The following is a 26,300-nucleotide window of genomic DNA, read 5'->3' on the forward strand; positions in this document are numbered from 1 at the left end:
GCGAGAACTGAGCCCATACGCAGTACCGCAGTGCACGGCCCCCTACTGGTTCAGCGCCAGTTGCGCGATGACTGGGCCTGTTGGCGTGGTCGAACCTCGGCCGTTCTCGACAGTGAATGCCAGTGCGGTGGAGTCGTTGAGACGAGGTATGACCGCCGTAGTCGAGGGTGAGACTGCCTGAGCATCCATCGTTCCCGCGGACTGCGGCCCGCGGTCGCCGATCAGCCACATTTGGTAAACGGTGCCGGGTTGTGGTGGTGCGACATTGTTCATCACCAACACTGCGGTGTTCTTCTGCCGCGAGTAGACGACGGTCGCGGTACCACCGGTGGGAATGGCGCCAGTAACGGTCCGCACGTCGGTTGCGGTGAAGACTTGCTGCGCACTCGGAGGCGGAGGCCACAGGATGGTGCCGATTCCGGCGGCGGCCAACCCGATAGCGGTGGCGGCCGCCACGGCAACCACGGGCGCCCGCCAGCGGTTGATATCTGTTGTTCTGGAAACTCTTTCGGCGTCCCGGGCCACTATCTTGAGTAGTCGTGGGCGAAGCCGGGCCGGGGGTTCGACCGCGGTGCTTGCCGCCAAGGCCGCCATGGTTTCCCGTGTGGCACGCACTTCCTCGGTAAAGGAGAGCGTTTGTTCGGTCGCGCCCGTCGACAGCCAGTGGTCGATCTGATCTCGTTCATCGTCGGGCAACGCGTGCAATGCGTAGGGGGCGGCGGCGGTGACGAGGTCGTTGGGTTCGGTCATGGTGTCCCCAGGCATCGGCGCAGCGCCTTGATTGCGTCACGCATCCGAGATTTGATGGTTGCCAGATTCGCGGCAAGCCGTTGCGAGACTTGGTTATAAGTCAAACCGTCGTAGTAGGCCAGATGCAGGCATTGACGTTGGGTATCCGTCAGCGTTTCGAGGCATACGGTGACTTGCCGCTGCTCTTCGTTGCGAATCACCGATTCAGTGACCTCGTCGACAGCTCTCTCGATCGTGGCGGCGCCATAGCGTGACTCGCGGTCGGCCGCAGATTGCTCTGAGCGCACGCGGTCGATGGCGCGACGATGAGCCAAGGTCATGATCCAGGCAAGGGGCGAGCCGGCGGTCGGGTCATAGCTTTGGGCCGAACGCCAGATCTGTAGGTAGATCTCTTGCGTTGTCTCCTCGCTGTAGCCGGGGTCGCGTAATACCCGCAACACCAGACCGTAGACGCGTGCGCGGGTGTGATCGTAGAGAGCGGCAAACGCCTCGGTATCGCGGTCGGCGACGCGGCGCAAAAGGACATCCAGGTCGCCGGTCACGCCCGTGAGCCTAAACGCATCGCGGAGAATGTTCATGATGATCCGCGTTTCGGGCGACGCGGCACGAAAAACGACACCCGCCGTTGGTAGTCAGTGAATCCGGGCCGCCCGGCCATTGCCTTCTCGGTGCGGCGACCGCCGGTGGCGTAGACCAGGAAGTAGGTCATCAGCACGGGGTACGGCACTGTTGCCAACGATTGCCAACCGGTGATGGTGACCAACCACAGCCCCCACCACACGCAGGCATCGCCGAAATAGTTCGGGTGCCGAGTCCACGCCCATAGGCCCTGGTCCATGATCTTGCCCTTGTTGGCAGAGTCCTGCTTGAAACGGCGCAGCTGATAGTCGCCCGCCGCTTCGAAAAGCATTCCGAGCAGCCATAACCCGATACCGGCGGCCAAGACGGGGCGCAGCGACTCGGGGGTGGGCCCTTCGACTGCTGAGCGTTGAATGGGTAGGGATACCAGCCAGGTGGCGGCGGCCTGGATGGCGAAGATCTTGCGTAGTACATGGGGCACAGAGAAGTCGCCGCCGAGCAGGTCACGATACCGTGGGTCTTCACCTTTCCCAGCCGATTTCACCAGCATGTGCCAGGACAGCCGGGCTCCCCATACCCCAATCAGCACCAGCAACAGAATGCGCCGCCAAAGGTCACCGCCGCCGAGCGCGGTGCAGACCGCGGCGACGGCGATGAACCCAATACCCCAAGCGACGTCGACCACGTTGTAGCGCCCAATGCGGTAGCCGATAAGGAAAGTAACACCGTGCACAACTGCCACGGCACCCAGCGAGCACGCCATCACGATCAGAAAGTTCATTGTTGGCCTCGCTGGAAAATCCATTGGTGGACATCGAGATACCCGGAACGAAATCCAGCTTCCGAGTAGGCCAAGTAGAGCTCCCACATGCGGTAGAACGCGTCGTCGAAGCCCAACGCCGACACGGCCTCGCGCTGAGCCGCGAGCTGCTGGCCCCATAACCGCAGCGTTTCGGCGTAGTGGGGTCGCAGGGACATTGTCTCGATGGTCCGCAGGTGCGTGGCATCAGTGGTCGTTTCGGTGATTGCCCGCACCGAGGGAAGCAGACCGCCGGGGAAAATGTACTTCTGTATCCAGGTGTGGGTGTTGCGACTGGCCAGCATCCGCTCATGGGGCATGGTGATGGCTTGAAGGGCCAGCCGGCCGCCCGGCCTCAGCAATCGGTCGATGGTTTGGAAGTACGTTGTCCAGAAATCGAATCCAACCGCTTCGATCATCTCTACCGACACGATGGCGTCGTATTGTCCCTGCACGTCTCGATAGTCGCGCAGCTCTATCTGCACTCGGTCGGACAGCCCGGCAGCTTGTACCCGCTGCTGCGCCAGTTTCTGTTGCTCGCTCGATAAGGTGACCGACCGTACATGCGCTCCGCGAGCGGCTGCCGACAAGCACACCTGCCCCCAGCCCGTACCGATCTCGAGAACCCGGGTGCCGAGGCCTACCTGTGCGTGGTCCAGCAGGCGGTCGATCTTGTGACGCTGGGCATCCGCCAGTATCTCCGCTGAGCCCGGGATGTGGTCGAACAGTGCGCACGAGTAGGTCATCGTCTCGTCCAGGAACAGGGCGAAGAACTCATTCGACAGGTCGTAGTGATGCGCAACATTGCGTTGGGCCTGCGTTGGCTCGTTACGCTGGGTCCGAGGGACACTCGGCACCGCGATACGTCGGAAGCGCTGCAGCACAGCAGGAACCAGCTCCCCCATCGACGCTGCCCACTGGGTGAGAAAGTCGCCCAGATCGTCGCAGTCCCAGTCTCCAGCCATGTATGCCTCACCGAACCCGATCAAGCCGTAGCGGCCCAGGCGTCGTGCCAGCGCCGCGGGCCGCCGGATCCTCATGGTGGGCAGGGACGCATCTGCTGCGCCCACAACGGATCCATCGGGGTACATCAATCGCACCGGGAGCCGCGCGGCCGCACGACGCAGCAGCTTGTCGGCTACCACCGCTCGTGCCGCCGTCAGCGGCCCAGAGGGAACCGGCGTGATATCCGGCCCGCGGTGCGCTCTGATATCGCGCACATCGGTTGTGGCGCTGTCGAGATGCCCGTTCACGCTGCCCTCGCCCTCTCGTGTGTGGGTGTGCGCTCCACCACCGGTAGCCCTTTCAGCCACAGCCTGATCCCTTCTATACGGATGGCCAGCGCACCCATCAGCGGCGCCAAGGGCGCAACGGCCTGCAACCACAACAGTTCACCGACCCGGGCCCGGCGCCGGGTGCCGCGGACCGCGGCGAAGAACGGCCGCTGGCCGCTGCGCTGCAGCGAGATACTGATATTCAACGTCTTGCCGGGGCGGGCAGCACGAACTCGATATCGCCCGTCGACGCCGTTGAAAGGAGACACGTAAAGCTGTTTGTCCACTTCAGAATCGGCAGTCGGCGGCAGCAGATATGCGTGTCGCCCGCCGTAGGTGTTGTGGACCTCGGCGATTATGTGCGCAAGATTGCCATCGCGGTCGTGGCACCAGTACAGACTCAGCGGGTTGAAGACATGCCCCAACACCCGTGCCTGTAACAGCGCGGTGATCGTACCGCCGCCCAGGTCTACCCCGTGCGAGGCTAAGAATCGGTCCACACGCTGGCGCAGCGTGTCATCGTCATCGCCCCGGAAATGGTCCCGTGCTTGGAAACTGGCGAAGGCACCCAGGCCGAGAGGCAGGCGCGGCGGCTTGTCGATATCGATGTACCAGCAGTAGCCGCGATAGGTGAACCGGTGCGTCACCGGCGAACGCCGCACATGCAAGATCCGGGTGCGGTACAGGCAGGGAACCATCGTCGCCGAATTCATCGTGCTCCCACCCGGTGCTCGCGCCTACCGGCCGCACCGGCCGGCCAGTCCCGGCCCAGTGCTTGTGCTGCGCGTAGGCCCGAGGCCGCGCCGTCCTCATGGAATCCCCACCCGTGGTACGCACCGGCGAACGCGATGCGGCCGTCGTTGAGACTTGGCAGTCTGCGTTGGGCGGCAACAGATTGCGACGTGTAGACCGGGTGACGGTAGGTCATTTCGGCAAGCAGCGCCCCGGCGTCTACCAGGTGTTCACCGCCCAGGGTGACCAGAAACCTGTGCGGGCCAGGCAATCTCATCAACCGGGTGATGTCATACGTCACCACGACGCCGTGGGTGCCACCCATGCTCAGGTAGTTCCACGACGCACGGGCATGTGCATGGCGCGGCAGCAGCGACTCATCGGTGTGTAGTTGCGCGGAATTGCTCACGTATCCCATGGCTCCCAGGACCGCACGCTCGGCAGCGGTCGACTGCGCCAGCAGGTCCAGTGCCTGATCGGGATGCGTCGCGATCACGGCGGCATCGAAAACCGTCGGCGGGTGTCCCGCAGCCGTTACCGCTACGCCCTCGGGGATCCGCTCGATCTGGGTGACCGGGGCATCGGTGAACGCCTCGTGCAGACCGCGCACCACAGCGTCGACATACGTGTGCGAGCCCCCTGTGACTGTTTTCCACTGCGGCGACCCGAACACCGACAGCATGCCGTGATGGTCCAGGAATCTGAACAAGTACTGCGCGGGGTACGCCATGGCCTGCCCGGGCGGGCAGGACCACACGGCGGCCACCAGTGGTGTCAGGAAGCGGTCAAGGAAGAACTGCGAGAAACCGGACTGCTGAACAAAATCCCCGAGACTCAGGGCTTTGTCGTCTGCGTCGGGGTCAGCGAGCAGTCGGCGCGCGCGGCGGTGAAACCGCTTGATCTCTGCCAGCATCCACAGATAGCGAGGACTCGCTGCGGCGGGTGAGGCGAAAAGGCCGCGCACACCCCGTGCACCGGCGTACTCCAGGCCAATGCAGTCGTCGCGTACCGACATCGACATATCCGTGTCGGCCGTCTCGATACCGAGTTCGTCGAACAATCGGCACAGTGTGGGGTAGGTCCGGTCGTTGTGCACCAAGAACGCGGTGTCGACCGCGGTCAGTGCACCTTGGCCGGCATCGACGAACTGCGTATGAGCGTGGCCCCCGAACCGCCCATCGGCCTCGTACAAAGTGACCCGGTCGTAGGCAGAAAGCACGTACGCTGCGGTCAGTCCGGCCACGCCACTCCCGATGACGGCGATGGACCGTGTGCCGGGGCCAGATATTGCACTCACACCCCGTATTCGGAGTAAACCGGCCCACGGATGGGTATTGCCTGTTATCAGGCGGCGTCCGGCACGGGCCCGGCTTTTTACACAACAGACCCATCCGGATGACGTTCGGCACCGAATGACAACAGAGCTGCGCACACATGCCCCCCGAAGTACGGCCGCCCCCGTACACCGCAGAGAAAAGACCGCCAGGTCGACGTCCCCGTACCGCCTATGAAAGGTTTCGCCCAGATGTCAGAATCACCGCGCCTGCGCCCGCATTTTGCCGATGTTCAGGCCCATTACGACCTGTCGGATGACTTCTTCCGGCTCTTCCTGGACCCGACCCAGACATATAGCTGTGCCTACTTCGAGCGCGACGATATGAGCCTCGAGGAGGCGCAGATCGCCAAGATCGACTTGGCGCTGGGCAAGTTGCACCTGGAGCCCGGGATGACGCTGCTGGATGTGGGGTGTGGTTGGGGTGCCACCATCAATCGCGCATTGGAGAAGTACGACGTCAACGTCATCGGTTTGACGTTGAGTAAGAACCAGAAGGCGCACGTCGAGGAGCTTTTGGCGGCATCGTCGAGCACCCGGTCAAAGACCGTCCAACTACACGGCTGGGAAGAGTTCGACGGCAAGGTTGACCGGATCGTCTCGATTGGTGCGTTCGAGCATTTTGGCTTCGACCGCTACGACGACTTCTTCAGGTTCGCCTATAACGCGCTACCCGATGACGGCGTGATGCTGCTGCACACCATCACCGGACTGCACCCGAAGGAGATCGTGGCCAATGGCCTGCCGCTGAGCTTCGAGCTGGCGCGCTTCATCAAATTCATGGTCACCGAGATCTTCCCCGGCGGGCGAGTGCCCTCCATCGACATGGTGCGAGAGCACGCCGAGCGGGCGGGTTTCAGCTGCACGCGCATACACCAACTGCAGCCGCACTATGCCAAGACCCTGGACCTGTGGGCGGCGGCGCTCGAGGAACACAAGGATCAGGCCATCGCCATCCAGGACGAGGTTGTGTATGAGCGGTACATGAAGTACCTCACCGGATGTGCGAAGTATTTCCGCGTCGGCTACATCGACGTCGCCCAGTTCACCCTCCCCAAGCTGCACCTCCCATATCTCGAGAAGTAGCGACTGTCGAAAGGAGCAAGAAATGAGCGCCATCGTGCCGCTCTGGACCCTGGGTGTCGAACTGCTCAAAGCCGCGGGCAATATCTTCGGGGTCCGTACGGGCACCGAAGAACCGCAATACTCGTCACGGCCACTGACCGGTTCGGTGCAGATCAGGCAGTACGGCAGCCGAATCGCGGCAGAAACGATCGTCTTGGCCGATGATGACCGGGCACGCAGCGAAGGCTTTCGCCGCCTTGCGGGTTATATATTCGGCAAGAACCACCGGCAGGCCACGATCGCCATGACCGCACCGGTAGCCCAACAAAACGACACCATCGCCATGACGGCACCTGTTGGCCAATTATCAAGCGGTACTGGCGGTTCAATCATCCGGTTTTACATGCCGGCGACATGGACACTGGCAAGCCTGCCCACTCCCGGCGATGACAGCATCCGGCTTACCGAAGTGCCCGCCGAAACGCTCGCAGTGCTGCGCTTCAGCGGTGACCGATCGGCGGCTACCGTCACCAAACGCACCAATGAATTGCTCAATACCCTGCGCGACAACGGCATAAAGATCTCGGGCGATCCCCAAGCCTGGTTCTACGACCCGCCGTGGACACTGTCGTGCGCTCGACGCAACGAGGTCGCAGTTCCGATCCAGGCTAAGGGTTGACGACGCCTTCTGAAGGGCCACGTAGAGGGCAGTGGAACCAGCCTTCCCGATGATCGGAGACTTATGGGTATCAGTGGTTCGGTGATTGTCGACGCGCCCATCGAGGATGTGTTCGCCTGGTATTCCAGACCGGGCGCGTTCAGTCGCTTGGCTGCACCGTGGGCGCCACTCGAGCTGCGTACCGAAGCGGCCTCGCTGTGCGACGGGACTGCCGTCCTGGACTTGCCGGCAGGCCTGCGCTGGGTCTCCCGCCACGATCAGGATGCTTTCCTGCCCGGCAGACGATTCGTCGACGAAGGCGTCACGACGGGACTGCGGTCGGCGGTAAGCGGTTTGTTGCCGTGGCGGCATGTCCACGAGTTCGAGCCACTCGGCGCCGGCAGCACCCGGGTACGCGACACGATCGAAACCCCTATTCCCGGAAGGTTTCTGGCCGAGCTCATCGCATACCGTCACCGGCAGCTCACCGGGGATCTGGCCGCACACCGCAGGGCCGCCGACCATGGAATGCATGCCTCGACAGTGGCAATCACCGGCGCATCCGGCCTGGTCGGTACCGCGCTTGCCGCCTTCCTGAGCACGGGTGGGCACCGGGTGATCCGCCTGATCCGCGGAGAGCCAATGCACCGTACCGAGCGGAATTGGGAACCGGACGATCCGGACCCGGCCGCACTGGAAGGCGTCGATGCCGTCATCCATCTGGCGGGTGCCACCATCGCCGGACGCTTCACCCAGCGGCACAAAGAGCTCATCGCCTCCAGCCGAATCGAGCCCACTCGCCTGCTTTCCCGAGCTGCCGCATCCGCAGGTGTAAGCACCTTTGTCAGCGCCTCAGCGGTGGGGTACTACGGAAAGAGACGAGACGACGAAACCCTCACCGAGACAAGCCCACCCCCGCAAACGGCAGACTTTCTTTCCAATGTGGTCGCTCGCTGGGAGCAGGCAGCATTAGCAGGCGAGAGCGCCGGGACCCGGGTTGTCACTGTCCGAACCGGCATTGTGCAGTCACCACGCGGCGGAACCCTCAAGCTCCTGCTCCCGCTTTTTCGGGCGGGCCTGGGCGGGCGACTGGGCTCCGGTACCCAGTGGCTGCCCTGGATCGGAATCGACGACTTGGTAGACATCTATCACCGCTGCCTGTGGGACCTTTCACTATCGGGCCCCCTTAACGCCGTGGCACCCGGCGTGGTTCGCAACGTCGAATACACGCGCGCGCTGGCCCAGGCGGTCCACCGCCCCGCGGTCATACCCGTGCCTGCCTTCGGCCCCGCACTGCTGCTCGGACGCGAGGGAGCCGAAGAGCTCGCGATGGCAAGTCAGCGTGTCTCTCCCGCAACACTATTGGACCGCAAACACGTGTTCCGGACTCCCAGCATCGGTCCGGCCTTGGGTCATCTCTTGGGAAGTCATATCCGCTCGTGACCGTTATCTGGTGGGCCCGCCGCGACTTGCGGTTGGCCGACAATCCCGCGCTCCAAGCCGCGGCCGCGCGCAGCGACGTACTTGCCGTGTTCGTCCTGGACCCGCAGTTGCTTAGCGGCGCACCGCGTCCACGGGATGCGTGGCTTGCCGCCAACGTTCTTGACCTTGATAACCAACTCGACGGGCGGCTCTGCCTCCATTCCGGTGCACCGGAACAGGTCCTTACAGAGCTCGCCCAACGTGTCGGCGCAACTGAGGTGCACGTAAGCCGGGAGACGACCCCCTTCGGTAGGCGCCGCGATACTTCGGTATCGGCCGCGTTGGCCGAGATCGGCGTGGACTGGATCGAGACGGGCTCACCCTACGCAGTGACGCCGGGAAGAATCCTCAAATCCGACGGGTCCCCGTACCGGGTATTCACCGCATTCGAACGCGCCTGGCGCGAGCACCACTGGCCGCGCCCCGCCCACCTGAAAACCAGGCCTTCCTGGACCAAGCCTCCCGAGCCCGCGCAATCAGACTCCGCCAGGTCGTTACTCACCGAACTGACCCAAAGATGCGGCATCACCATGCCGCCCGCGGGCGAGGTAGCGGCCCGCATGTTGTGGGAACACTTCCTCACACACGACCTCACCGGGTATGCCGTACGTCGCGACCGCGCCGATCTGGACGCCACATCCAGGATCTCGCCCTATCTGAAAGTCGGGGCGATCCATCCCCGCACCCTCCTCGCCGACCTGGCGGCCATCGCAGGCCAAGACGGCGCCAAGTTCGTTTCGGAGCTGGCCTGGCGAGACTTCTACGCCGACGTGCTCTACCACCAACCACACTCCGCGCACGCCGACTTAACCGACGCCCTAGCACATTTGGCCTATACCGAACCCGGCGAAGGCTTTACAGCCTGGCAACGCGGAGAAACCGGATACCCATTGGTTGATGCAGGTATGCGGCAACTACTTGCCGAAGGCTGGATGCATAACCGAGTGCGGATGGTCACCGCGAGCTTCCTTACTAAGGATCTCCACGTCTGGTGGCCGCACGGAGCCAAGCACTTCATGAACCACCTCATCGATGCCGACAGTGCCTCCAACACACACGGCTGGCAATGGGTCGCAGGAACGGGCACCGATGCCGCCCCGTACTTTCGAGTCTTCAACCCCACGGCTCAGGCACAAAAGTTTGACCCCAACGGCGATTACATCCGCAAATACATCCCGGAACTACAGCACCTGCCCGGTGCCTCAGCCCTCACACCCTGGAAGCACTCCGACGGCCACAGTCGCGGATACCCGGCTACCATCATCGATCACGCAGAGGAAAGAAACATCGCGCTGCACCGTTACCGGGCAAGGCAAGACCACTAGCTATTCAGCTGCCACACCGAGAAATTCAGCACCGCCGCGAATGTCGTCCATGCCACGTAGGGAAGCAACAAGATTGCGGCCCAACGGCTTCTGTGCCAGAACAGCGCCACCGTTGCGGCAATGAACCCCCACAGCACGAGGATCTCGATGAATGCTATTCCCCGCCAGCCAAGCCCGAAGAACAGCGGTGTCCAGGCCATGTTCAGGACGAGTTGTACGCCGTACACCGCCAGAGGCAGTCGGTTCTCCCGCGAGGGGTGTGATCGCCATACCAGCCATGCAGATACCGCCATCAACGCGTACAGCACCGTCCACATGGGGCCAAATAGTGCGGCCGGTGGGGCCCAACCGGGCTGCTGCAGACGCCCATAGCTTTCCGCAGCACTGGCTGCGGCCGCCCCGCCGACTCCAGCGGCGATCGTCACCGCAATGGCAGAGACGGCAAGCCCGGCCCATTCTCTGGGCCACCGGCGCGAAATCCCTTGAGTCATATCGACATAGTAGTCAAAATCGCACGTCAGTCATACGGTCATGGCCAAATTGCGACACCGACAATGTCGTTGAATCCAGACGGGCAGGACGTGATCCCCTGGCATGCTTGTTTGTCCGGAATACGCCCCTACCGCATGCAAGAGACGCGGCCCTCGTGACGGGGATTCGGTTGCCGCACGGCGCTGAATATGTCAGCTACCCCGAGGTTTTCAACTCCGAAGAAGCCGCTGACATCTTCATCTACCATTACGCGACAGGGCATATCCCCGGTGGCTACATGCTTCGTCCGATCGAGGGCTACACGTGAGACCAACGGTCACTAGTCCGATCATGTTCCTCGTTTGAACGCCCCTCGTCAGTTGGAACGCAGGACCAGAGTCGTACCCCGAACGAGAGTACGCGCGATCAGCACTCAGTTATCGAGTGCAGCAAGCCCGAACTGCTCCACTGCCGCGAGACACGACTTGGATATCTCCAGGGCTGGAGGTCACCATCCAGGCGGACGTTCATAGCCCACCAAGGTGCCATCTTTCAGAACTTTGATAGGAAGATTCCCCGCCAATGCCGCTGAAATATTACCATTCACAAGATAGTCCGTACCATCATACGGAAAATACCAGGCGTCGCCAGCTTCTACGACAGCGTCATCCACGATCGTGACATCGCCAAGGCCTTCTAGATTGATAAATTCGACAGCAATTCTGTGCGCGTCTGCCCTCTGAATCAAGTTCATCGCTACCCCATAGATTGAAAGGTCTTGTGCCCATCAGAACGGGCACCTCGTTGGGCGGTGTCGCCGAAGAACTCTTCAGAGGTTTTGGTAACGAGCTGGGCAGGGCCAGTACCGTGCTCGTAGACCGAGTCCAATGCCATGCCACCACATGTGTCCCGGCTGCCTGCCCCGGAAGGCGGCCTGCACAGGCCGCGCAGACGAGCCTTGCTCAGACTTCTTCTTCTTCTACTTGACTTAGTGCTTCACGTAATTCCGCGGATGGCTCAAATTTCGGTGCAGGCTCGTCCTTCTTGTTGATCAGATCGGAAAGGAGTGTCTTTCTCCGGGCCGATACATCTGGCCGCGCGTTGCCCGTACCTGGGGTTATGTCCAATTCTGTGGCACCCCCTATGAACGCGACCGCAGTGAACACGTCAAAGGTTGGAGAGAGGGTTTTGGTGAATCCTCCGATAACGGTGCCTTGGTAGTTCTCGACGGTGCGTCGCGAACCTTTAGCAACGAAAGTCCATTTCAGGTAGGGAATCCGTTGGATGAGGGATTTTCCAACGAAGATCGCTACGTCATAGAGCACCGATTGCCAGTAGGCACGCAGCTCGCCATGACCTGCATCTTCGATGCTGCCGATAACCCAGTTGGTGAGTTGTTCGATGTGTGCCGGGCTGTTGACGAGCTCAAATCCGTGTGTGCGGGTGAGTTTTCCGAGTTCGTTAATGCGTTCGTCAATGCTGCTGGCGACCTGCTCAAACCGCGCCTGGGCGTCTTCCTTGGAGAGGTCTTCACTCGGTATGAGGCCGCCGATGCGCCCGAAGGGGATGTAGCCGTCCCAATTGACTGGCCACGGCACTCGGTCGGTATCCACCGGGCCCAGTACGTCAGGAACCGGGGATTTGGATTTCTCGATTTGGGTGGCGAATTCGCGGGTGGGGGCATCCAGGCCAGCGGTGTCGCTGACTGGGGTGCCCAGTTCGCGGTCGAAGCCGTGCATGCCGAGGCTGTCAAGGTCACGGGCCAATAGATACAGCCGCTCGATGGCAACGTCAGGATCGGCCTCTGGGCGCGTCGGGATGGACAGGTGGACTTGCCAGTCCACATCGAGGGTGATGTCCCACGGCTCGATCCGGTAGCGGCCTACCCGTTCCTCGAACGCGGGAATCACCTGCGCGCCCGCATCAGTCACCGTCGACATCAATTCCGCGACCATGGCCTCCTCGTCGGGGGCTTTGTCGAAATCAATCCGATACACCATAAGAATCCCTCACTCTTACCGGTAGAGAACGCTGATACCGGCTTTGGTCAACGCGTTCAACAGATTCGCGGTCGGCCCGCCGTTGGCAGCCGAGGCCACCTTCGTCGGATCGGCCAGCTTGAACACCCACGTCACACTCGTGAGCTGGCCGTTGCCGAGTAGCTCGGCGTCTTTGGCTACTTGGGCCTGGATTCTACTGCCGAACGACGTGCGGCCCACTTTGGTCTCGAACGCTGCCAAAGTTCTGGGATTCAGTACGTCGATGTAGCGGGCGCCGAGGCTGGTCGGGCGGAACGCTTCAGTCGCGATCCCTCGTGTTGCTCCTCCGAGGCTTTGGGCGAAAGCGTCGCGGAAGGCGTTGCCGGCGGCTTGGTTGGCCGCGAGCCGAGTGGCCGCGCTGGAGGCTTGAGCGCCTGCTTGGGTGCCAGCACGGGTGAGCACGTTTTCGGCGGTGATGGTGGCGATCTCGGCGGCGCCCTCACGTGCCAGCAGTGCCCCGATACCTCTGATGAGGCCAGGAGCGCCGGTGATACCAGTGATCGCCGACAGCAGGGGCTCGGCCACAGCCTGAACCTGCCCCGGATCAAGATAGTTAATGCTGGTCAGGGCACCGTCGGTGAATCTGTACTCGAACATGTTCGACGGGTCGAACACCCTGCCCGCCCCATCGACCACACCGCCTTGCAGGGTGTTTACTGAATCGGCGGACTGCGACAACGCACCAATGTCCCCGTAGAGCTGGGCGAGCTGGCTGCGCAGCTGCTCGGCGCGGGCATTGGCCGACACGAAGCCGCTGCCCGAGCGCTCTACATACGCCTGCGCGGCGGCTTTATCCAGCGCCTGTTGTAGCGGTGCGGCCTGTTGCTGCCTATCAACAATGGCCCGATCCAGCGCATCCTGCGTCTCATTCAGGCTGCCCAAATCGTCAGCGTCATCACCAGGGACCGGCCCGTTTTGCAGCTCGTACGGGAGTTTGTCTCCGCCATCAGTGGGCCCGTCCACGGCCGTCGCCGTGCCATCGGGTACTTCCCCAGATTGCAGGTCCACCGGCTGTGCATCGGACGGCAGCCCGCCCGAGCCCATGCTGCTCACCGAATTCACCACGCCGGACAGCTGGGAGACACCGGCGGCGACCTGGCCGACACCGTCTGTGCCCTTCGACACGGTGTCGTTGAGTTGGGTGAACTGCTCGGTTTGCGGTTTCAGTTGTGGGTTGGCGTCCCCGACCGCCTGGGCGGCCTGATCGGCTTCTTTCTGACCTGTTTTCACGATCTGCGAGCCCGCGTTGACGGCATCTGCGGTGCCTTGGATGCCTTGCGAGACACCCTGCACCAGCGTGATGGCGTCCTGCGGATTCACCGCACCAGATTGCGCCGACGACGCCAGCGAGGCACCGGCCTGGGCGGCGGAGCCGAAGCCTTGCGCGGCCTGACCCGACGACTGTCCGATCTGTTGGCCGGACTGCACATATGTCTGCACATCACCCGGAAGACCTTGCACCGCTTGGGATGCATCCTGCCCAAGGGCTTGCGTATCCGGGCCTTGTGGTTCTTGTTCGTCTTGCTTACGGCGCCGCGTCGAGGCCGCACCCATCAACAGCGCCGCCAAATCGTTGTCACCGGACTGCTTATCGCGGTCGTCCTGCTCGTCCTTATCGTCCTTCTTCTTGTCCTTCGACGGGAACTTCGGCAACTGCTGCTGCTTCTGGTTCTGCTTGTTCTGCTGCAACTGCTTAGTCAGATCATCAGCACGCTGACGATCCTGAACGGACTGCTGCTGTTTCTCCTGCAACTGCCGCGTCAAATCATCGATCTTCTGCTGATCCGACGACTGGTTCGGCTGCTGATTAGGCTCCTGCCCGGTGTTCTGCTGTGGCGGCTGATTCTGGGGCGCCTGTTGTGGCTGTTGCGCCGGCTGCTGCACACCCTGATTCGGTTGACCCCCTTGCGATCCCGGATTTGCTTGTCCGCCGTTGAAATCTGGATTGGGCCTGCCTGGTCCTTGGGTATACGGCGTCGCGTTCTGATAGTCCGGGGGTTGGGTGCCGTGTGCGGGCTGATCCCACCCTTGCTGAGGCCCCTGCTGCGCGCCTTGGGAGCCAGTGCTGTTACCCGCCGAGGGTGCCTGAGTGTTATAGATCGATACCGAGCCGTTTTGATCCATCGGCGGCTGATTAATACCGCCCTGATAATCGGGCATCTGCGGCCCACCTTGACTCGGCGGCTGAAATATCTGCCCGCCCCCGGGAGGACCGTCACTACCGCCCGGACCACCACAATCCGGCGGGCACGCCGCCCGCGCCACCGGCACCGTGGCCGGAGTGAACCAGCCCAAACCCAGTCCCCCAGCCGAAAACATCAGCACCCCCACCACACCCGCGGTCGCGGTAGCTTTCTGCGAGGCGTCGGTGGCCCATTTCCACAGACCGGCAAGGCCTTTCCACCAGCCCAGATTGGACCCGATCGCCCACACCAGGACTGCGGCGATAGAGGCGATAGCGGGCAGCACGTCGGGGCCGGTGATCCACACATACAACCGCGGAGTAATCCCGGCGGTCAGCAGCACCAACCCCAAACCACCAGCGATCAAGGCCGCCACCAGGCCGGGATGCCACAGCCCTTCCTGCGCACGGCGCTTGCCGGTCGCCCGCTCACGCTCAATGAGCAGACCCGAGTCAGTGAGCACTTCCTTGGCCAATCCAGTGAGGTACTTGCCACCGGTGAACAGTGCAGCGCCTGCCAGCACCGCGACCAGCATCTGGCCGACTCCAAGCGATAGCGTCCACTGGCCCTCACCGGTGACCGACCGCCACCAGATGGCGTACCCACCGCGGAACGTCCACCACATGCCCAGTGCCCCGGCGATCACCGCGGCGGCCGCAACAACCGCCAACACAGGTTCAGGCAGGCGTGTCTTCACTTCGTCGAACAACGCCGTGGTTACCGGCCGGGCAGCCCACATCGCGAGCTTCACACCGCCACTAAGCGCAGTCAGTGCAAGCAGCAACAACCCAGCCCAACCAACCAACTCGGACGCGCTATCGCCGCTGCGGTACAGATTATGCAACGCGGCCACCGCACCAACCACCAGGACACCCCCAGCAGCGAAAGCAGCCAACCGACGACCGGCATCGACTTCGACACCGCGTCGCTGTTCAGGATCACATGCAGGCAACTCTTGCGTAGCCGCAGCAGAATGCGCCATATCGCGGCAGTCCGATACAGCTGTCAGCTGTTTAGTCGATCGATCGTTCCCCGCCACGCCGCCTCCGTTGAATCCCGCAAAGCCCTCAGGGACCTGACACTACGCCCATCTTGGGACAGCTGTCCATGCGGGTAGCAAACATTCATGCGCCGCCTATAGACAAAGGAACTCATCCGCGCGCCGCTCTGGTGAGTTGTCAGTGAACGCACTGGAAGGCATAAAGAAGCGGGCCAGGGAAAATTCTCCCTGGCCCGCTTCTCGTCTAGAACACTCCTACAGCATGCAGGAGACGCAGCCCTCGACCTCGGTGCCTTCCAGCGCCATCTGCCGTAGCCGGATGTAGTACAGCGTCTTGATTCCCTTGCGCCAGGCGTAGATCTGCGCCTTGTTCACGTCGCGCGTGCTGGCGGTGTCCTTGAAGAACAGCGTCAGCGACAGGCCCTGGTCCACGTGCTGCGTGGCCGCGGCATAGGTGTCGATGATCTTCTCGTACCCGATCTCGTACGCATCCTGGTAGTACTCCAGGTTGTCGTTCGTCAGGTACGGCGCCGGGTAGTACGCGCGCCCGATCTTGCCTTCCTTGCGGATCTCGATCTTCGAGGCCACCGGGTGGATCGATGACGTGGAGTGGTTGATGTAAGAGATCGAACCGGTCGGCGGCACCGCCTGCAGGTTCTGGTTGTAGATGCCGTGCTGCTGCACCGACTCCTTCAACCGCTGCCAATCATCCTGTGTCGGAATGCGAATCCCGGCATCGGCGAAGAGCTGGCGGACCTTCTCGGTCGCCGGTTCCCACACCTGCTCGGTGTACTTGTCAAAGAACTCGCCGCTGGCGTACTTCGACTTCTCGAAGCCACCGAAGCTCTTGCCGCGCTCGATGGCAATACGATTCGACGCCTTCAGCGCGTGGTACAGCACCGTGTAGAAGTAGATGTTGGTGAAGTCCACACCCTCTTCGGAGCCGTAGTAGATCCGCTCGCGAGCCAGGTAGCCGTGCAGGTTCATCTGCCCCAGCCCAATGGCGTGAGAGTCGTTGTTGCCCTGCTCGATTGAGGGCACCGACCAGATGTGCGTCTGATCCGATACCGCGGTCAGCGCGCGAATCGACACCTCGATGGTCTGCGCGAAATCCGGGGAGTCCATCGTCTTGGCGATGTTCAGCGAGCCCAGGTTGCACGAAATGTCCTTGCCCACCTTGGCGTACGACAGGTCATCGTTGAACAGCGAGGGCGTCGACACCTGCAGGATCTCCGAGCACAGGTTCGAGTGGGTGATCTTGCCCTCGATGGGGTTGGCCCGGTTCACGGTGTCCTCGTACATGATGTACGGGTAACCCGACTCGAACTGCAGCTCGGCGAGGGTCTGGAAGAATTCGCGCGCCTTGATCTTCGTCTTGCGGATCTGGCCGTTATCGACCATCTCGTAATACTTTTCGGTGACGTTGATGTCGGCGAACGGCACCCCGTAGGTGCGCTCGACGTCGTACGGCGAGAACAGGTACATGTCCTCGTTCTTCTTCGCCAGCTCGAAGGTGATGTCCGGAATCACCACGCCCAGCGACAGCGTCTTGATGCGGATCTTCTCATCGGCGTTCTCCCGCTTGGTATCCAGGAAACGGAAGATGTCCGGGTGATGCGCGTGCAGGTACACGGCCCCGGCACCCTGACGAGCACCCAGCTGGTTGGCGTAAGAGAACGAGTCTTCGAGCAGTTTCATGATCGGGATGACACCCGAACTCTGGTTCTCGATGTTCTTGATCGGCGCGCCGTGCTCACGAATGTTGGTGAGCAGCAGGGCCACACCGCCACCGCGCTTGGACAGCTGCAGCGCCGAGTTGATGGAGCGCCCGATGGACTCCATGTTGTCCTCGATGCGCAACAGGAAGCAGGACACCGGCTCGCCGCGCTGCTTCTTGCCCGAGTTGAGGAAGGTGGGGGTAGCCGGCTGGAAACGTCCGTCGATAATCTCGTCGACGAGTTTCTCGGCCAGCGTGGTGTCACCCGAGGCCAGGGTCAGCGCCACCATGACCACACGGTCTTCGAAGCGCTCCAGGTAACGCTTTCCGTCAAAGGTCTTCAGCGTGTAAGAGGTGTAGTACTTGAAGGCGCCCAAGAACGTCGGGAACCGGAACTTCTTGGCGAAGGCCCGGTCCAGCAGCGACTTCACGAAGTTGCGCGAGTACTGATCGAGTACCTCGCGCTCGTAGTACTCCTTCTCGATCAGGTAGTCGAGCTTCTCGTCCTGATTGTGGAAGAAGACCGTGTTCTGGTTGACGTGCTGCAGGAAGTACTGCCGCGCCGCCGCGGCATCCATGTCGAACTGGATCTTGCCGTCTGCGTCATACAGATTGAGCATCGCGTTGAGGGCGTGATAGTCCAGCTCGCCGTGAGCCGAGCCGTGCGCAGAGGTCACAGGTTCTGCAGTTGTCGCGGTTGGCGCCACGGTGTGTCCTTCCAAAATTCGTCGAGTCCAGCGAGCACCTGCTGCACGTCTTCTACGGTGCCCATAAGTTCAAAGCGGTACAGATATGGCACGTCGCACTTGGCCGCGATGACCTTGCCGGCGTAGCAGTACTCCGCACCGAAATTGGTGTTCCCGGCCGCGATGACCCCGCGGATCAGGGACCGGTTGTGTTCATTGTTGAGAAACTTCACGACCTGCTTGGGGACGTATCCCCCGGCCTGACCGGGAACCGGATGCCCACCGCCGTACGTCGGCACGACCAAGACATAGGGGGCGTCAACCTCGATGTCGCCGCGCAGCGGGATCCGGGTGGCGGGAACATCCAGCTTCTGAACGAAGCGGTGGGTGTTCTCCGACACGCTGGAGAAATAGACCAGATGGGCCATGCCCGGCTCCCGTACTACTTACTACTTATTAGGCAGAGACTGCGACTGCGCCCGCGAGCGCCTTGATGCGGTCCGGACGGAAACCCGACCAGTGATCGTCACCGGCCACGACCACGGGCGCCTGCAGGTAGCCGAGCGCCATCACGTAATCGCGCGCCTCGGGAACCTCACTGATGTCCACGATGCTGTACTCGATGCCCTGCTTGTCGAGGGCCTTGTACGTCGCGTTGCACTGTACGCAAGCGGGCTTGGTGTAGACGGTGACGCTCATGCGTAGCTCCTCAGCGAATCGATCGTGTACATCTCAACAAAGTTTTCAGCAGTCAAGCACCCCGGAAAATTCCGTGTCGCCCGTGGTGGCTGAGCGCCAGAATCGGCCAGAAGATCTGGCGAGAATCCGGGCCGTTCGGCCCGGATTGGTTCCCGGCCTTTCGGTGTTCCAGACACTACACCTAGTGTCCGACAATCGGAACCTATACAAGATGTTCTGAACAACATTCATGAAATTCCCTGGTCGTGAGACCTGACACCCGTGAAATTCGGGCGTGTCGTATGCGCGGCGTGTCCAGGCGTCCGGCGGTGGCTAGACCACATCTGGTGTCCACCACCGGGCACCCACACCGGCTAGCAGATCACCCACCGCCGGGCAAACCCTGTAGCCCGGCGAGTCTGTGGAAACTGTGGAGTTCTGTGGACGAATCTGGGGACAGATTCCGATCTAACGGAAGAGTCCCACGTTGTCGGCCACCCACTGCGCGAAAGTGGTACCCGGGTACCCGGTCAGATCTGCCACCAAAGTGTTCGCCGGCTGCTCGAAAGCAGGGTCGGTCAGGGTATCGACGTACCACTGGGCCCGATCTCCCATCGTCGGCCTCAGCTCCCGCACCGCCTCTTCGGGTGAGCTGATCACATAGCGCACCTCCACGCCCGCCACATCGGCGATGGTCTGCACCAGCTGCTGCCGGGTCACCGCCTCCGGACCGGTAATCGGATACCTCTTACCCAGGTGCTCATCGCCCGAACCAAGAACCACCGCGGCCACCCGCGCGATGTCATCCATGGCGATGGGCGATTGGGCCGCGTGGCGCTCCGGTTCGTGGACCGCGCCGGTGCGGTTGATCTGTTCGGCCCACATCGCGTAGTTCTCCATGAACTCCCCGGGACCCAGCTGCGTCCAGCCGACGCCGCTGTTCTCGACCGCCGCGGCCTGCTCGGCCCACCACGACGCATCCCCTGCCAGCGCCACCACATACCCCACCCCAGCGGCGCGCGCCAACTCCAGCACGTCCACGGCCGTGGACGGCAGCGGCGCCAAATACATCCGTTCGACGCCGTCGAACACCCCCTCGAGGCTCTCGGGCTTGCCCAGATATCCGAGGACCGGCGTCACCCCATCCGGCAGTGCCGCCTTCTCCGGCGAGGTGGTCAAGGCTCGAATATCGCCGACACCCAAAGCAACGAGATGATCCACGACCTTCCGGCCGATGTTTCCGGTGGCGCCAGTGACGAGAACGGTCATGCCCGGCAAGCTACCGGGCATGACCGACAGTTCCGCGCTCGTGAGACTCACCATTGGCCGCAGTCAGGATCCGTAGGTTCAGGGCACAACGGCGCTGCACCCTAAGCTGCCACGCATGGAACTGAGCCGGATCGCTCCGCGATGACGTCATCAGCCGCGGAGCCGCAGCAGCACATGACGGGCGCAGATGTCAGCCCCCGCAGAGTGTTTATGGCCAGCGCGGTCGGCTCGGCCATCGAGTTCTACGACTTCTATATCTATGGCACGGCGGCCGCACTCGTCTTCCCGGCCGTCTTCTTCCCGAATCTCAGCCACTCTCTGGCGTTCTTCGCCTCCATAGCCACCTTCAGCACCGCGTTTCTAGCGCGGCCGATTGGCGCCGCCCTGTTCGGCCACTACGGAGATCGCTTCAGCCGTAAAGGCACTCTGGTGGTCACCCTCATCACCATGGGGCTCGCCACCATGGCGGTCGGCTTGGTTCCCGGCGCCGCCTCGATCGGGGCGGCCGCCCCGACAGCCATCGTCTTGCTGCGACTCGTGCAAGGCATTGCAGTCGGCGGTGAATGGAGTGGGGCGGCACTGCTCTCCTCCGAGTACTCGCCAAGCGGCGTCCGCGGTCGTGCCGCGACCGCCGTGCCGATCGGGAGTTCAACCGGGCTACTGCTCAGCAGCCTGGTCTTCCTCATCGTCAGCGTCACGGTCGGGGAAGACAGCCCGGCATTCCTGTCGTGGGGATGGCGAGTGCCCTTCATCGCCAGCGGGCTCCTGGTGGCGGTCGGTCTGTACATCCGGCTCCACATCGCCGAGACGCCAGAGTTCGCCCAGGCGAAAGCTCAGGACAAGCTGGTGAAATCACCTCTGCGGCATGTGATGACGGAGAGCCCGCGCACCCTGGTACTGACCTGCGGGACGATGCTGATCATCTTCACGCTGTCCTTCATGACCAACACCTACTTCCCCGGATTCGCGAGATCGGAGTTGCACTTCTCCCGCGCGGCCATACTCACCGCCGGTGTGCTCGGGGCCGTGGTCCTCATGGTGTCCGCCGCTGTGGGCGGAATCCTCAGCGACCGGCTGGGCCGGCGCCGGGTGATCTTGACCAGCATGGCGCTCATACTGCCGTGGACGCTCCTGGTCACTCCCCTGCTGGCCAGCGGTCCGTTCTGGGCCTATCTGGCTGCCATGGTGCTCACCTATGTACTGTTCGGGCTCGCATTCGGACCGATGGCGAGCTTCCTTCCAGAGTCCTATCCCGTGGGCACCCGCTACAGCGGCACCGGCGTGGCGTTCAACGTGGCCGGCGTGTTCGGCGGCGCCATCCCGCCGTTGATCGCCGGCCCGCTGCAGAGCACTCTGGGCAGCTGGGCCGTCGGACTGATGCTGCTGGCGATATGCGCCATCAGCGTCGCCTCGGTCTCCGCCATGAAGGAAACATGGGCCGGATCAACACAGCAGTAACGAGAACGGTCATGCCCGGCAAGTACCGGGCATGACCGTCAATCGACCGCGACAAATCAGCTGTCAGAATCGGCCGTCAACGCGTCCAACGCCTTGGTCAGCTCGGCAACCGTCTCGGCGTGCTCACGCGGGTGCTTACCGTCGAAGGCCGAGGAGGCCACCGCGAGCTTGACGTCCTCAATCACATTCGCGGTCGCAATCCCGGCCGCCTTGCGGGTCTCGTCGATCGCCCAGATGCCGCCGTAGCGGCCCGCCGAGGTCCCGATCACGATGGTCGGCTTGCCCTTGAAGACGCTAGAACCGAAGGGGCGCGACAACCAGTCGATCGCGTTCTTCAGCGAGCTCGAGATGGTCCCGTTGTTCTCCGGGCTGACCAACAGCACCGCATCGGCGCCAGCGACAGCCACCCGCAGGGCCTCGGCGGCCGCAGGTGCACCACCCTCACCGTCGATGTCCTCGTTGTAGTGCGGGAGATCGCCCAACCCCTCGTAAATGCTCACACTCACACCGGCCGGTGCGTTCTCAGCAGCGGCCTCGGCGAGCTGCCGATTGAGCGATGCCTTACGCAGGCTTCCGACAATTGCCAGCACGTTCTTCTCTGCCACTTTCTCGGCCATGGGGAACACCTTTCATCAGAACGGCACGTTTGTCGCACCTACATCCTGTGTCTCTGTCACGTTCTACAATACGGACTGCGGTCCGTATATTTCCCCGGCGCTATTATCGAGGTGTTATGCCTGGTCAAGAAATACCCCTGCTTTCTGTCGACCTTGCGCAGAATCCCACCCGGGAACGTGCCGTTGCCACGCGCAACCGCGTTCGCCTCCTGGATGCCGCACGACAGATCCTCGATGAAGTCGGTCCGGACAACATGTCCATGGATGCCGTCGCCAACGCGGCCGGCGTGGGCAAGGGGACCCTCTTCCGCCGATTCGGCAGCCGCACCGGACTACTGCTGGCACTGCTGGACCACGAAGAGCACATCGAGCAGCAGGCATTCATGTTCGGTCCACCGCCCCTGGGTCCCGATGCACCTCCGCTGACCCGGCTCATCGCATTCGGGCGAGCCCGCCTGGCCTTCCTGGAACGGCACCTCGACCTCGCACGCGCCACCACCGCCAATGCCGACGCCTGGCACAACGCACCGCCCACCCTGCTGGTCCGCGCACACATCCGGATGCTGCTGAGCCAGCTCGAATGCACCGGAGACCTCGACGCACAGACCCATGCCCTGATGTCGATCATCGATCCCGGCTACGTGCACTTCGCCACCAACGCCAACGGCCAGACGCTGACAGGGCTCGGCGACGCGTGGGAGGACCTGGTGTGCAAGGTGTGCGCACGCTGACCGAGCGTTCTACAGTCGGGCAATGAGCACCCTTCGCGAAGAGATCCGGTCCGCCCTCGACGTCTCCCCCACGATCGATCCGGCCGCCGAGGTCTCGCGACGGGTGGGGTTCCTCAAGGACTATCTAAGAGTCAGCGGGACAGCGGGATTCGTGCTCGGTATCTCCGGCGGACAGGACAGCGCCCTGGCCGGGCGCCTGTGCCAGCTGGCAGCACAGGAGTCACGACTCGAAGGAACAGAGGCCGAGTTCATCGCCGTGCGGTTGCCCTACGGCGTACAGGCCGACGAGAACGATGCCCAGGTGGCCCTTCGGTTTATCGACCCTGACCGCTCTATCGTCATCAACGTCAAAGACGCCTCCGACACCGCGGTGGACGCGGTCGCCGACGCACTCGGCGAGACACCGTCCGACTTCGTGCGCGGCAACATCAAGGCCAGGGAACGCATGGTCGTCCAATACGCCGTGGCCGGTCAGCACCGGCTACTCGTGGTCGGCACCGACCACGCCGCCGAGGCCGTGACGGGATTCTTCACCAAGTTCGGCGATGGTGGCGTCGATGTCACCCCACTCACTGGACTCACCAAACGCCAAGGCGCACAGATTCTTTCCCACCTCGGCGCCCCGGAGAGCATCTCACACAAGGTGCCCACCGCCGATCTTGAAGATGACCGGCCCGCGCTCCCTGACGAGGTCGCACTCGGCGTCACGTACGCGCAGATCGACGATTACCTGGAGGGCAAGGCGGTCACCGTCGAGGCCGCCGAACGTATCGAACGGTGGTACCTGCAGACCCGGCACAAGCGGACCGTGCCCGTCACCCCGTTCGACGGCTGGTGGCGCTAGGAATCCGTCGACGGCGGATTCGACCCCGACTTCTGAAAGCCGGGACGCAGCGCATTGGTGAAGGCGTGATTGACGAGCCGCATCGCGACGCTATAGGGCCACCACAGCGTGCGCTTGAACAGATAGAGCGCGCGGATATCCACCCCCGTGTAGACGAGATAGCGGTTGCGGCGGATGCCGTGCAGGATCCGGTCGGCCACCTTCTCGGGCGAGGTCGCGTGCCCCACGAACCGGTTTACCCACTTACTGACGTCAGGGTTCTCACGGTCCACTCCGGCGATATCGACGGTGCGCACCAGCGGAGTGTTGACGGCGCCCGGCACCACCACGGTGACGCCGATCTTGTAGCGAGCCAGATCGAAGCGCAGCACCTCCGAGACGCCACGCAGCCCGTACTTGCTGGCGCTGTACGCGGCATGCCACGGCAGGGCCACCAGCCCCGCCGCCGACGACACATTCACGATCTGGCCACCGCCGCGCGCCTTGATCATCGCGGGCACAAAACTCTCGATGACGTGGATGGGTCCCATCAGGTTGATATCGACCACCGAGCGCCACTGCTCATGGGAGAGCCTGTCCACGGATCCCCACACGGATATGCCCGCGATATTGAGCAGGACGTCCATGCTCGGATGCGTCTCCAAGATGTCGGCCGCGAAGGCGGCCACCGCGTCATAGTCGGAGATATCGAGCGCCCGGTAGGCACTGACCTTCCCTCCGGCGGCCTTGATCTCCTCGACCACGGACTCGAGTCCGTCCGCGGCCCGATCGGTCAAAAACAGCTCGGCGCCCTCGCGCCCCAGACGCAGCGCGGTGGCCCGTCCGATCCCGCTGGCGGCCCCGGTGACGAAGCATCGCTTACCGGTGAAGTCGTATGCCATCACTGAACCGTACCGGCCGTCATTCTTGAATTTCTGCGCGGTCCAATAGCAAACGGTACCTTCGGAATATGACGATTGAGGGCACGCAATCTCGCTGCGGTTGGTTACCTTGGGCAACTACAATTGCAGTAGTGCTGATAGCCACCACGGCATGCGCGGGCGGAACCTCCTCCCACCTTTCACAAGGTGCAGACGACGCCCCCGCCGCCACCGGAACCCCTATCGGGGCGCCCACCTACACCCAGCCCCCTGCGGCCCCCATGCGCGAGTCGATGCAACAGGCCCCGCAGTACGGCCCGCCGCCGGAGGCCAAACGAGACATCATCAAGACCGGGACCATGACGATCACCGTGTCCAACCCGTCCGAAGCCGCGGACAAGGCGGCCGGGTTCGCCGAATCGGCCAATGGCCGGGTGGAGAGCCGCTCGGAGGATGCCGGATCCGGATCAGGCCGTGCGCATACCGCCATCGTGCTGCGGGTACCGGCAGCCAAGCTTGACGGCGTTCTTCGCGATCTCAAGGAGCTGGGCAAGGTCAAATCCGCCGACACCAAGAGCGATGACGTGACCGCGCAGCGGGTCGATCTGGATGCCAGGATCGCCGCGCTGCAGACCTCCGTCGACCGACTCCTGGGGATCATGCGCGATTCCAAGGACACCGAGGCCTTGATCCAGGCCGAGACCGAGTTGTCCAAGCGCCAGGCCGACCTCGACAGTCTGCGGGCACAGCGCAACGAGCTCGGCGAACAAGTCGCCTACAGCTCGGTCACCGTCACATTCCTCGCCGAACAAGCGGGCCTGCCGCCGACACCGCCCAAGTACCAGGGGTTCTTCGGACAGATCGAGCGTGGTTGGGATGGACTCGTCGCGGCGGGCAACAACGTGCTGCTGCTGTTCGGCCTGCTACTCCCCTGGCTCGGCGCGTTCGCGGTCCTCGGCGGAATCGGTTACGGCGTTCGCCGAGTGGTGCGGCAGCGTCGATCCGAGGCGTCGCAGCTATCGACCCAAAAGGCTGACACGCCATAGGGTCTCGATAACCCCAAGCGCCCGCGCGGGATCGGTTTCACGCCCGACGAATGAGCTGTCGCCGGACACGGTGGACGCGGTGAGCGCCACCAGTGATCGCACCAAGGCCGGCAGATCATTCGAGATCGGTTGGGCGCCTCGTTCATTCACCTCAATCTCGGCGATCTTGATGATCTTCTCGATCACGACGTCGGTGAGGTCGTCGAGCAGACCAGCGATTGTCGGATCGGTGATCCGCGCCTCCTGGCACGCCTTCATCAACGGGTCGTTGTGCGCGAAGGAGGCCGCGGCACTGCCCACCATGCGGTTGGCGAACTGTTCGGGAGTCTCTTCCTCACCCCGCGGCGCGAAGTAGTGCGTGAGCTCGTCGAGTTCCGCGAAGGCGTCGCCAACCATCTGCGCGAGCACCGAGTACTTGCTGTCGAAGTAGAAGTAGAACCCCGATCGGCCGACGCCGGCCCGCTCACTGATCGCGCTCACCGACAGCTCGGCGAAACTGTGGTTTTCCGCGATCAGCCCGGCAACAGCCGTCATGATCGCGTCGCGCTGACGATCACCACGGGTCTGCGTGCCACTGCGCGCTGGACTGACCACCTGCACAGTTTGCACTGAAACACCGTACGAACAGAACTTGACACCCGTCAAGTTCTGCGGCGAAGATGATCTAGAGCACACCGAAGTGCTAGTCGCGAGCGAAGGAGCCA

General features: G+C 62.8%; 26 protein-coding genes. 9 read left to right on the plus strand and 17 right to left on the minus strand.

Translation table 11 applies throughout. The annotated features are described in order from the left end of the window. Positions 1-42: 42 nt before the first annotated feature. Genes DSM43276_RS16030 through DSM43276_RS16055 form a run of 6 tightly spaced genes read right to left on the minus strand, consistent with a single transcriptional unit; the run spans position 43 to position 5,431 of the window. Positions 43-750: an anti-sigma factor gene (locus tag DSM43276_RS16030; protein WP_109556098.1), complete on the minus strand. Its 708-nt coding sequence runs from the start codon at positions 748-750 to the stop codon at positions 43-45. After that, entirely contained in the window at positions 747-1,328 is a 582-nt protein-coding gene (locus DSM43276_RS16035) for a sigma-70 family RNA polymerase sigma factor (RefSeq protein ID WP_211196732.1), read from the minus strand. Before DSM43276_RS16035 ends, DSM43276_RS16030 begins: the two co-directional genes overlap by 4 nt. Next, positions 1,325-2,098, minus strand: a complete 774-nt coding sequence (locus DSM43276_RS16040; protein WP_211196775.1) for a DUF1295 domain-containing protein — start codon at positions 2,096-2,098, stop codon at positions 1,325-1,327. Before DSM43276_RS16040 ends, DSM43276_RS16035 begins: the two co-directional genes overlap by 4 nt. An 8-nt stretch (positions 2,099-2,106) precedes the next feature. Further along, positions 2,107-3,381 carry a class I SAM-dependent methyltransferase gene (locus tag DSM43276_RS16045; RefSeq protein WP_078329651.1) on the minus strand — a complete coding sequence of 425 codons (1,275 nt, stop codon included), beginning with the start codon at positions 3,379-3,381 and terminating at the stop codon, positions 2,107-2,109. Next, entirely contained in the window at positions 3,378-4,115 is a 738-nt protein-coding gene (locus DSM43276_RS16050) for a DUF1365 domain-containing protein (RefSeq protein ID WP_078329650.1), read from the minus strand. Before DSM43276_RS16050 ends, DSM43276_RS16045 begins: the two co-directional genes overlap by 4 nt. Beyond that, positions 4,112-5,431 (minus strand): NAD(P)/FAD-dependent oxidoreductase, encoded by a 1,320-nt coding sequence (locus DSM43276_RS16055; RefSeq protein ID WP_211196733.1) that lies wholly within the window; start codon positions 5,429-5,431, stop codon positions 4,112-4,114. Before DSM43276_RS16055 ends, DSM43276_RS16050 begins: the two co-directional genes overlap by 4 nt. A 228-nt stretch (positions 5,432-5,659) precedes the next feature. Here DSM43276_RS16055 and DSM43276_RS16060 point away from each other — a divergent pair, with 228 nt between their 5' ends. The 4 genes from DSM43276_RS16060 to DSM43276_RS16075 all read left to right on the plus strand — a co-directional run bounded on the left by DSM43276_RS16060 (position 5,660) and on the right by DSM43276_RS16075 (position 9,997). Further along, complete coding sequence (locus DSM43276_RS16060) at positions 5,660-6,553, plus strand: cyclopropane mycolic acid synthase family methyltransferase (RefSeq protein WP_078329675.1); 894 nt, start codon at positions 5,660-5,662, stop codon at positions 6,551-6,553. A gap of 22 nt (positions 6,554-6,575) precedes the next feature. Further along, on the plus strand, positions 6,576-7,211 hold the full coding sequence (locus DSM43276_RS16065) for an SOUL family heme-binding protein (protein ID WP_078329648.1): 636 nt from the start codon (positions 6,576-6,578) through the stop codon (positions 7,209-7,211). 63 nt (positions 7,212-7,274) lie between these two features. After that, complete coding sequence (locus DSM43276_RS16070; protein ID WP_078329647.1) at positions 7,275-8,633, plus strand: TIGR01777 family oxidoreductase; 1,359 nt, start codon at positions 7,275-7,277, stop codon at positions 8,631-8,633. Continuing rightward, positions 8,630-9,997 (plus strand): cryptochrome/photolyase family protein, encoded by a 1,368-nt coding sequence (locus DSM43276_RS16075; RefSeq protein WP_078329646.1) that lies wholly within the window; start codon positions 8,630-8,632, stop codon positions 9,995-9,997. Before DSM43276_RS16070 ends, DSM43276_RS16075 begins: the two co-directional genes overlap by 4 nt. Here the strand turns inward: DSM43276_RS16075 and DSM43276_RS16080 are convergent. Continuing rightward, a complete protein-coding gene (locus DSM43276_RS16080; RefSeq protein WP_078329645.1) occupies positions 9,994-10,488 on the minus strand; it encodes a TspO/MBR family protein in 495 nt (164 codons plus the stop codon). The two genes, DSM43276_RS16075 and DSM43276_RS16080, sit on opposite strands and share 4 nt — an antisense overlap. A 155-nt stretch (positions 10,489-10,643) precedes the next feature. Here DSM43276_RS16080 and DSM43276_RS23610 point away from each other — a divergent pair, with 155 nt between their 5' ends. Beyond that, the gene (locus DSM43276_RS23610) at positions 10,644-10,796 is read left to right on the plus strand and encodes a hypothetical protein (protein ID WP_157896034.1); all 153 of its coding nucleotides are present in this window, start codon (positions 10,644-10,646) and stop codon (positions 10,794-10,796) included. 180 nt (positions 10,797-10,976) lie between these two features. Here the strand turns inward: DSM43276_RS23610 and DSM43276_RS16085 are convergent, their stop codons facing one another. The 7 genes from DSM43276_RS16085 to DSM43276_RS16115 form a co-directional block, all read right to left on the minus strand. Further along, positions 10,977-11,222, minus strand: a complete 246-nt coding sequence (locus DSM43276_RS16085) for a hypothetical protein (RefSeq protein ID WP_136629107.1) — start codon at positions 11,220-11,222, stop codon at positions 10,977-10,979. Between the two features lie 208 nt (positions 11,223-11,430). Then, positions 11,431-12,468, minus strand: a complete 1,038-nt coding sequence (locus DSM43276_RS16090; protein WP_078329644.1) for a hypothetical protein — start codon at positions 12,466-12,468, stop codon at positions 11,431-11,433. A 15-nt stretch (positions 12,469-12,483) separates the two neighbouring features. Further along, entirely contained in the window at positions 12,484-15,729 is a 3,246-nt protein-coding gene (locus DSM43276_RS16095) for a hypothetical protein (protein WP_078329643.1), read from the minus strand. Between the two features lie 216 nt (positions 15,730-15,945). Next, positions 15,946-18,027 (minus strand): class 1b ribonucleoside-diphosphate reductase subunit alpha, encoded by a 2,082-nt coding sequence (gene nrdE / locus DSM43276_RS16100; RefSeq protein ID WP_234803028.1) that lies wholly within the window; start codon positions 18,025-18,027, stop codon positions 15,946-15,948. A gap of 53 nt (positions 18,028-18,080) precedes the next feature. Continuing rightward, on the minus strand, positions 18,081-18,521 hold the full coding sequence (gene nrdI, locus DSM43276_RS16105; RefSeq protein ID WP_078329641.1) for a class Ib ribonucleoside-diphosphate reductase assembly flavoprotein NrdI: 441 nt from the start codon (positions 18,519-18,521) through the stop codon (positions 18,081-18,083). 28 nt (positions 18,522-18,549) lie between these two features. After that, positions 18,550-18,792 carry a redoxin NrdH gene (locus DSM43276_RS16110; RefSeq protein WP_078329640.1) on the minus strand — a complete coding sequence of 81 codons (243 nt, stop codon included), beginning with the start codon at positions 18,790-18,792 and terminating at the stop codon, positions 18,550-18,552. A 447-nt stretch (positions 18,793-19,239) separates the two neighbouring features. Continuing rightward, positions 19,240-20,040 carry an NAD(P)H-binding protein gene (locus DSM43276_RS16115; protein ID WP_169053064.1) on the minus strand — a complete coding sequence of 267 codons (801 nt, stop codon included), beginning with the start codon at positions 20,038-20,040 and terminating at the stop codon, positions 19,240-19,242. Positions 20,041-20,181: 141 nt separating this feature from the next. Here DSM43276_RS16115 and DSM43276_RS16120 point away from each other — a divergent pair, with 141 nt between their 5' ends. Beyond that, the gene (locus DSM43276_RS16120; RefSeq protein ID WP_078329639.1) at positions 20,182-21,498 is read left to right on the plus strand and encodes an MFS transporter; all 1,317 of its coding nucleotides are present in this window, start codon (positions 20,182-20,184) and stop codon (positions 21,496-21,498) included. 56 nt (positions 21,499-21,554) lie between these two features. On the opposite strand, the gene DSM43276_RS16125 is transcribed toward DSM43276_RS16120, so the two are convergent. After that, entirely contained in the window at positions 21,555-22,115 is a 561-nt protein-coding gene (locus DSM43276_RS16125; protein ID WP_078323876.1) for an NAD(P)H-dependent oxidoreductase, read from the minus strand. 116 nt (positions 22,116-22,231) lie between these two features. On the opposite strand from DSM43276_RS16125, the gene DSM43276_RS16130 reads away from it, so the two are divergent. After that, positions 22,232-22,846 (plus strand): TetR/AcrR family transcriptional regulator, encoded by a 615-nt coding sequence (locus DSM43276_RS16130; RefSeq protein WP_078329638.1) that lies wholly within the window; start codon positions 22,232-22,234, stop codon positions 22,844-22,846. 22 nt (positions 22,847-22,868) lie between these two features. Further along, positions 22,869-23,690: an ammonia-dependent NAD(+) synthetase gene (nadE, locus tag DSM43276_RS16135; RefSeq protein ID WP_078329637.1), complete on the plus strand. Its 822-nt coding sequence runs from the start codon at positions 22,869-22,871 to the stop codon at positions 23,688-23,690. Here the strand turns inward: nadE and DSM43276_RS16140 are convergent. Then, the gene (locus DSM43276_RS16140) at positions 23,687-24,571 is read right to left on the minus strand and encodes an SDR family oxidoreductase (RefSeq protein WP_078329636.1); all 885 of its coding nucleotides are present in this window, start codon (positions 24,569-24,571) and stop codon (positions 23,687-23,689) included. The two genes, nadE and DSM43276_RS16140, sit on opposite strands and share 4 nt — an antisense overlap. Before the next feature lie 137 nt (positions 24,572-24,708). Here DSM43276_RS16140 and DSM43276_RS16145 point away from each other — a divergent pair, with 137 nt between their 5' ends. Continuing rightward, a complete protein-coding gene (locus DSM43276_RS16145; RefSeq protein ID WP_078329674.1) occupies positions 24,709-25,596 on the plus strand; it encodes a DUF4349 domain-containing protein in 888 nt (295 codons plus the stop codon). On the opposite strand, the gene DSM43276_RS16150 is transcribed toward DSM43276_RS16145, so the two are convergent. Beyond that, positions 25,567-26,190, minus strand: coding sequence for a TetR/AcrR family transcriptional regulator (locus DSM43276_RS16150; protein WP_078329673.1), 624 nt, complete (start codon positions 26,188-26,190; stop codon positions 25,567-25,569). The two genes, DSM43276_RS16145 and DSM43276_RS16150, sit on opposite strands and share 30 nt — an antisense overlap. Between the last annotated feature and the right edge of the window lie 110 nt (positions 26,191-26,300).

Origin of the sequence: Mycobacteroides salmoniphilum, from assembly GCF_004924335.1 — a bacterium.
Lineage (GTDB): Bacteria > Actinomycetota > Actinomycetes > Mycobacteriales > Mycobacteriaceae > Mycobacterium > Mycobacterium salmoniphilum.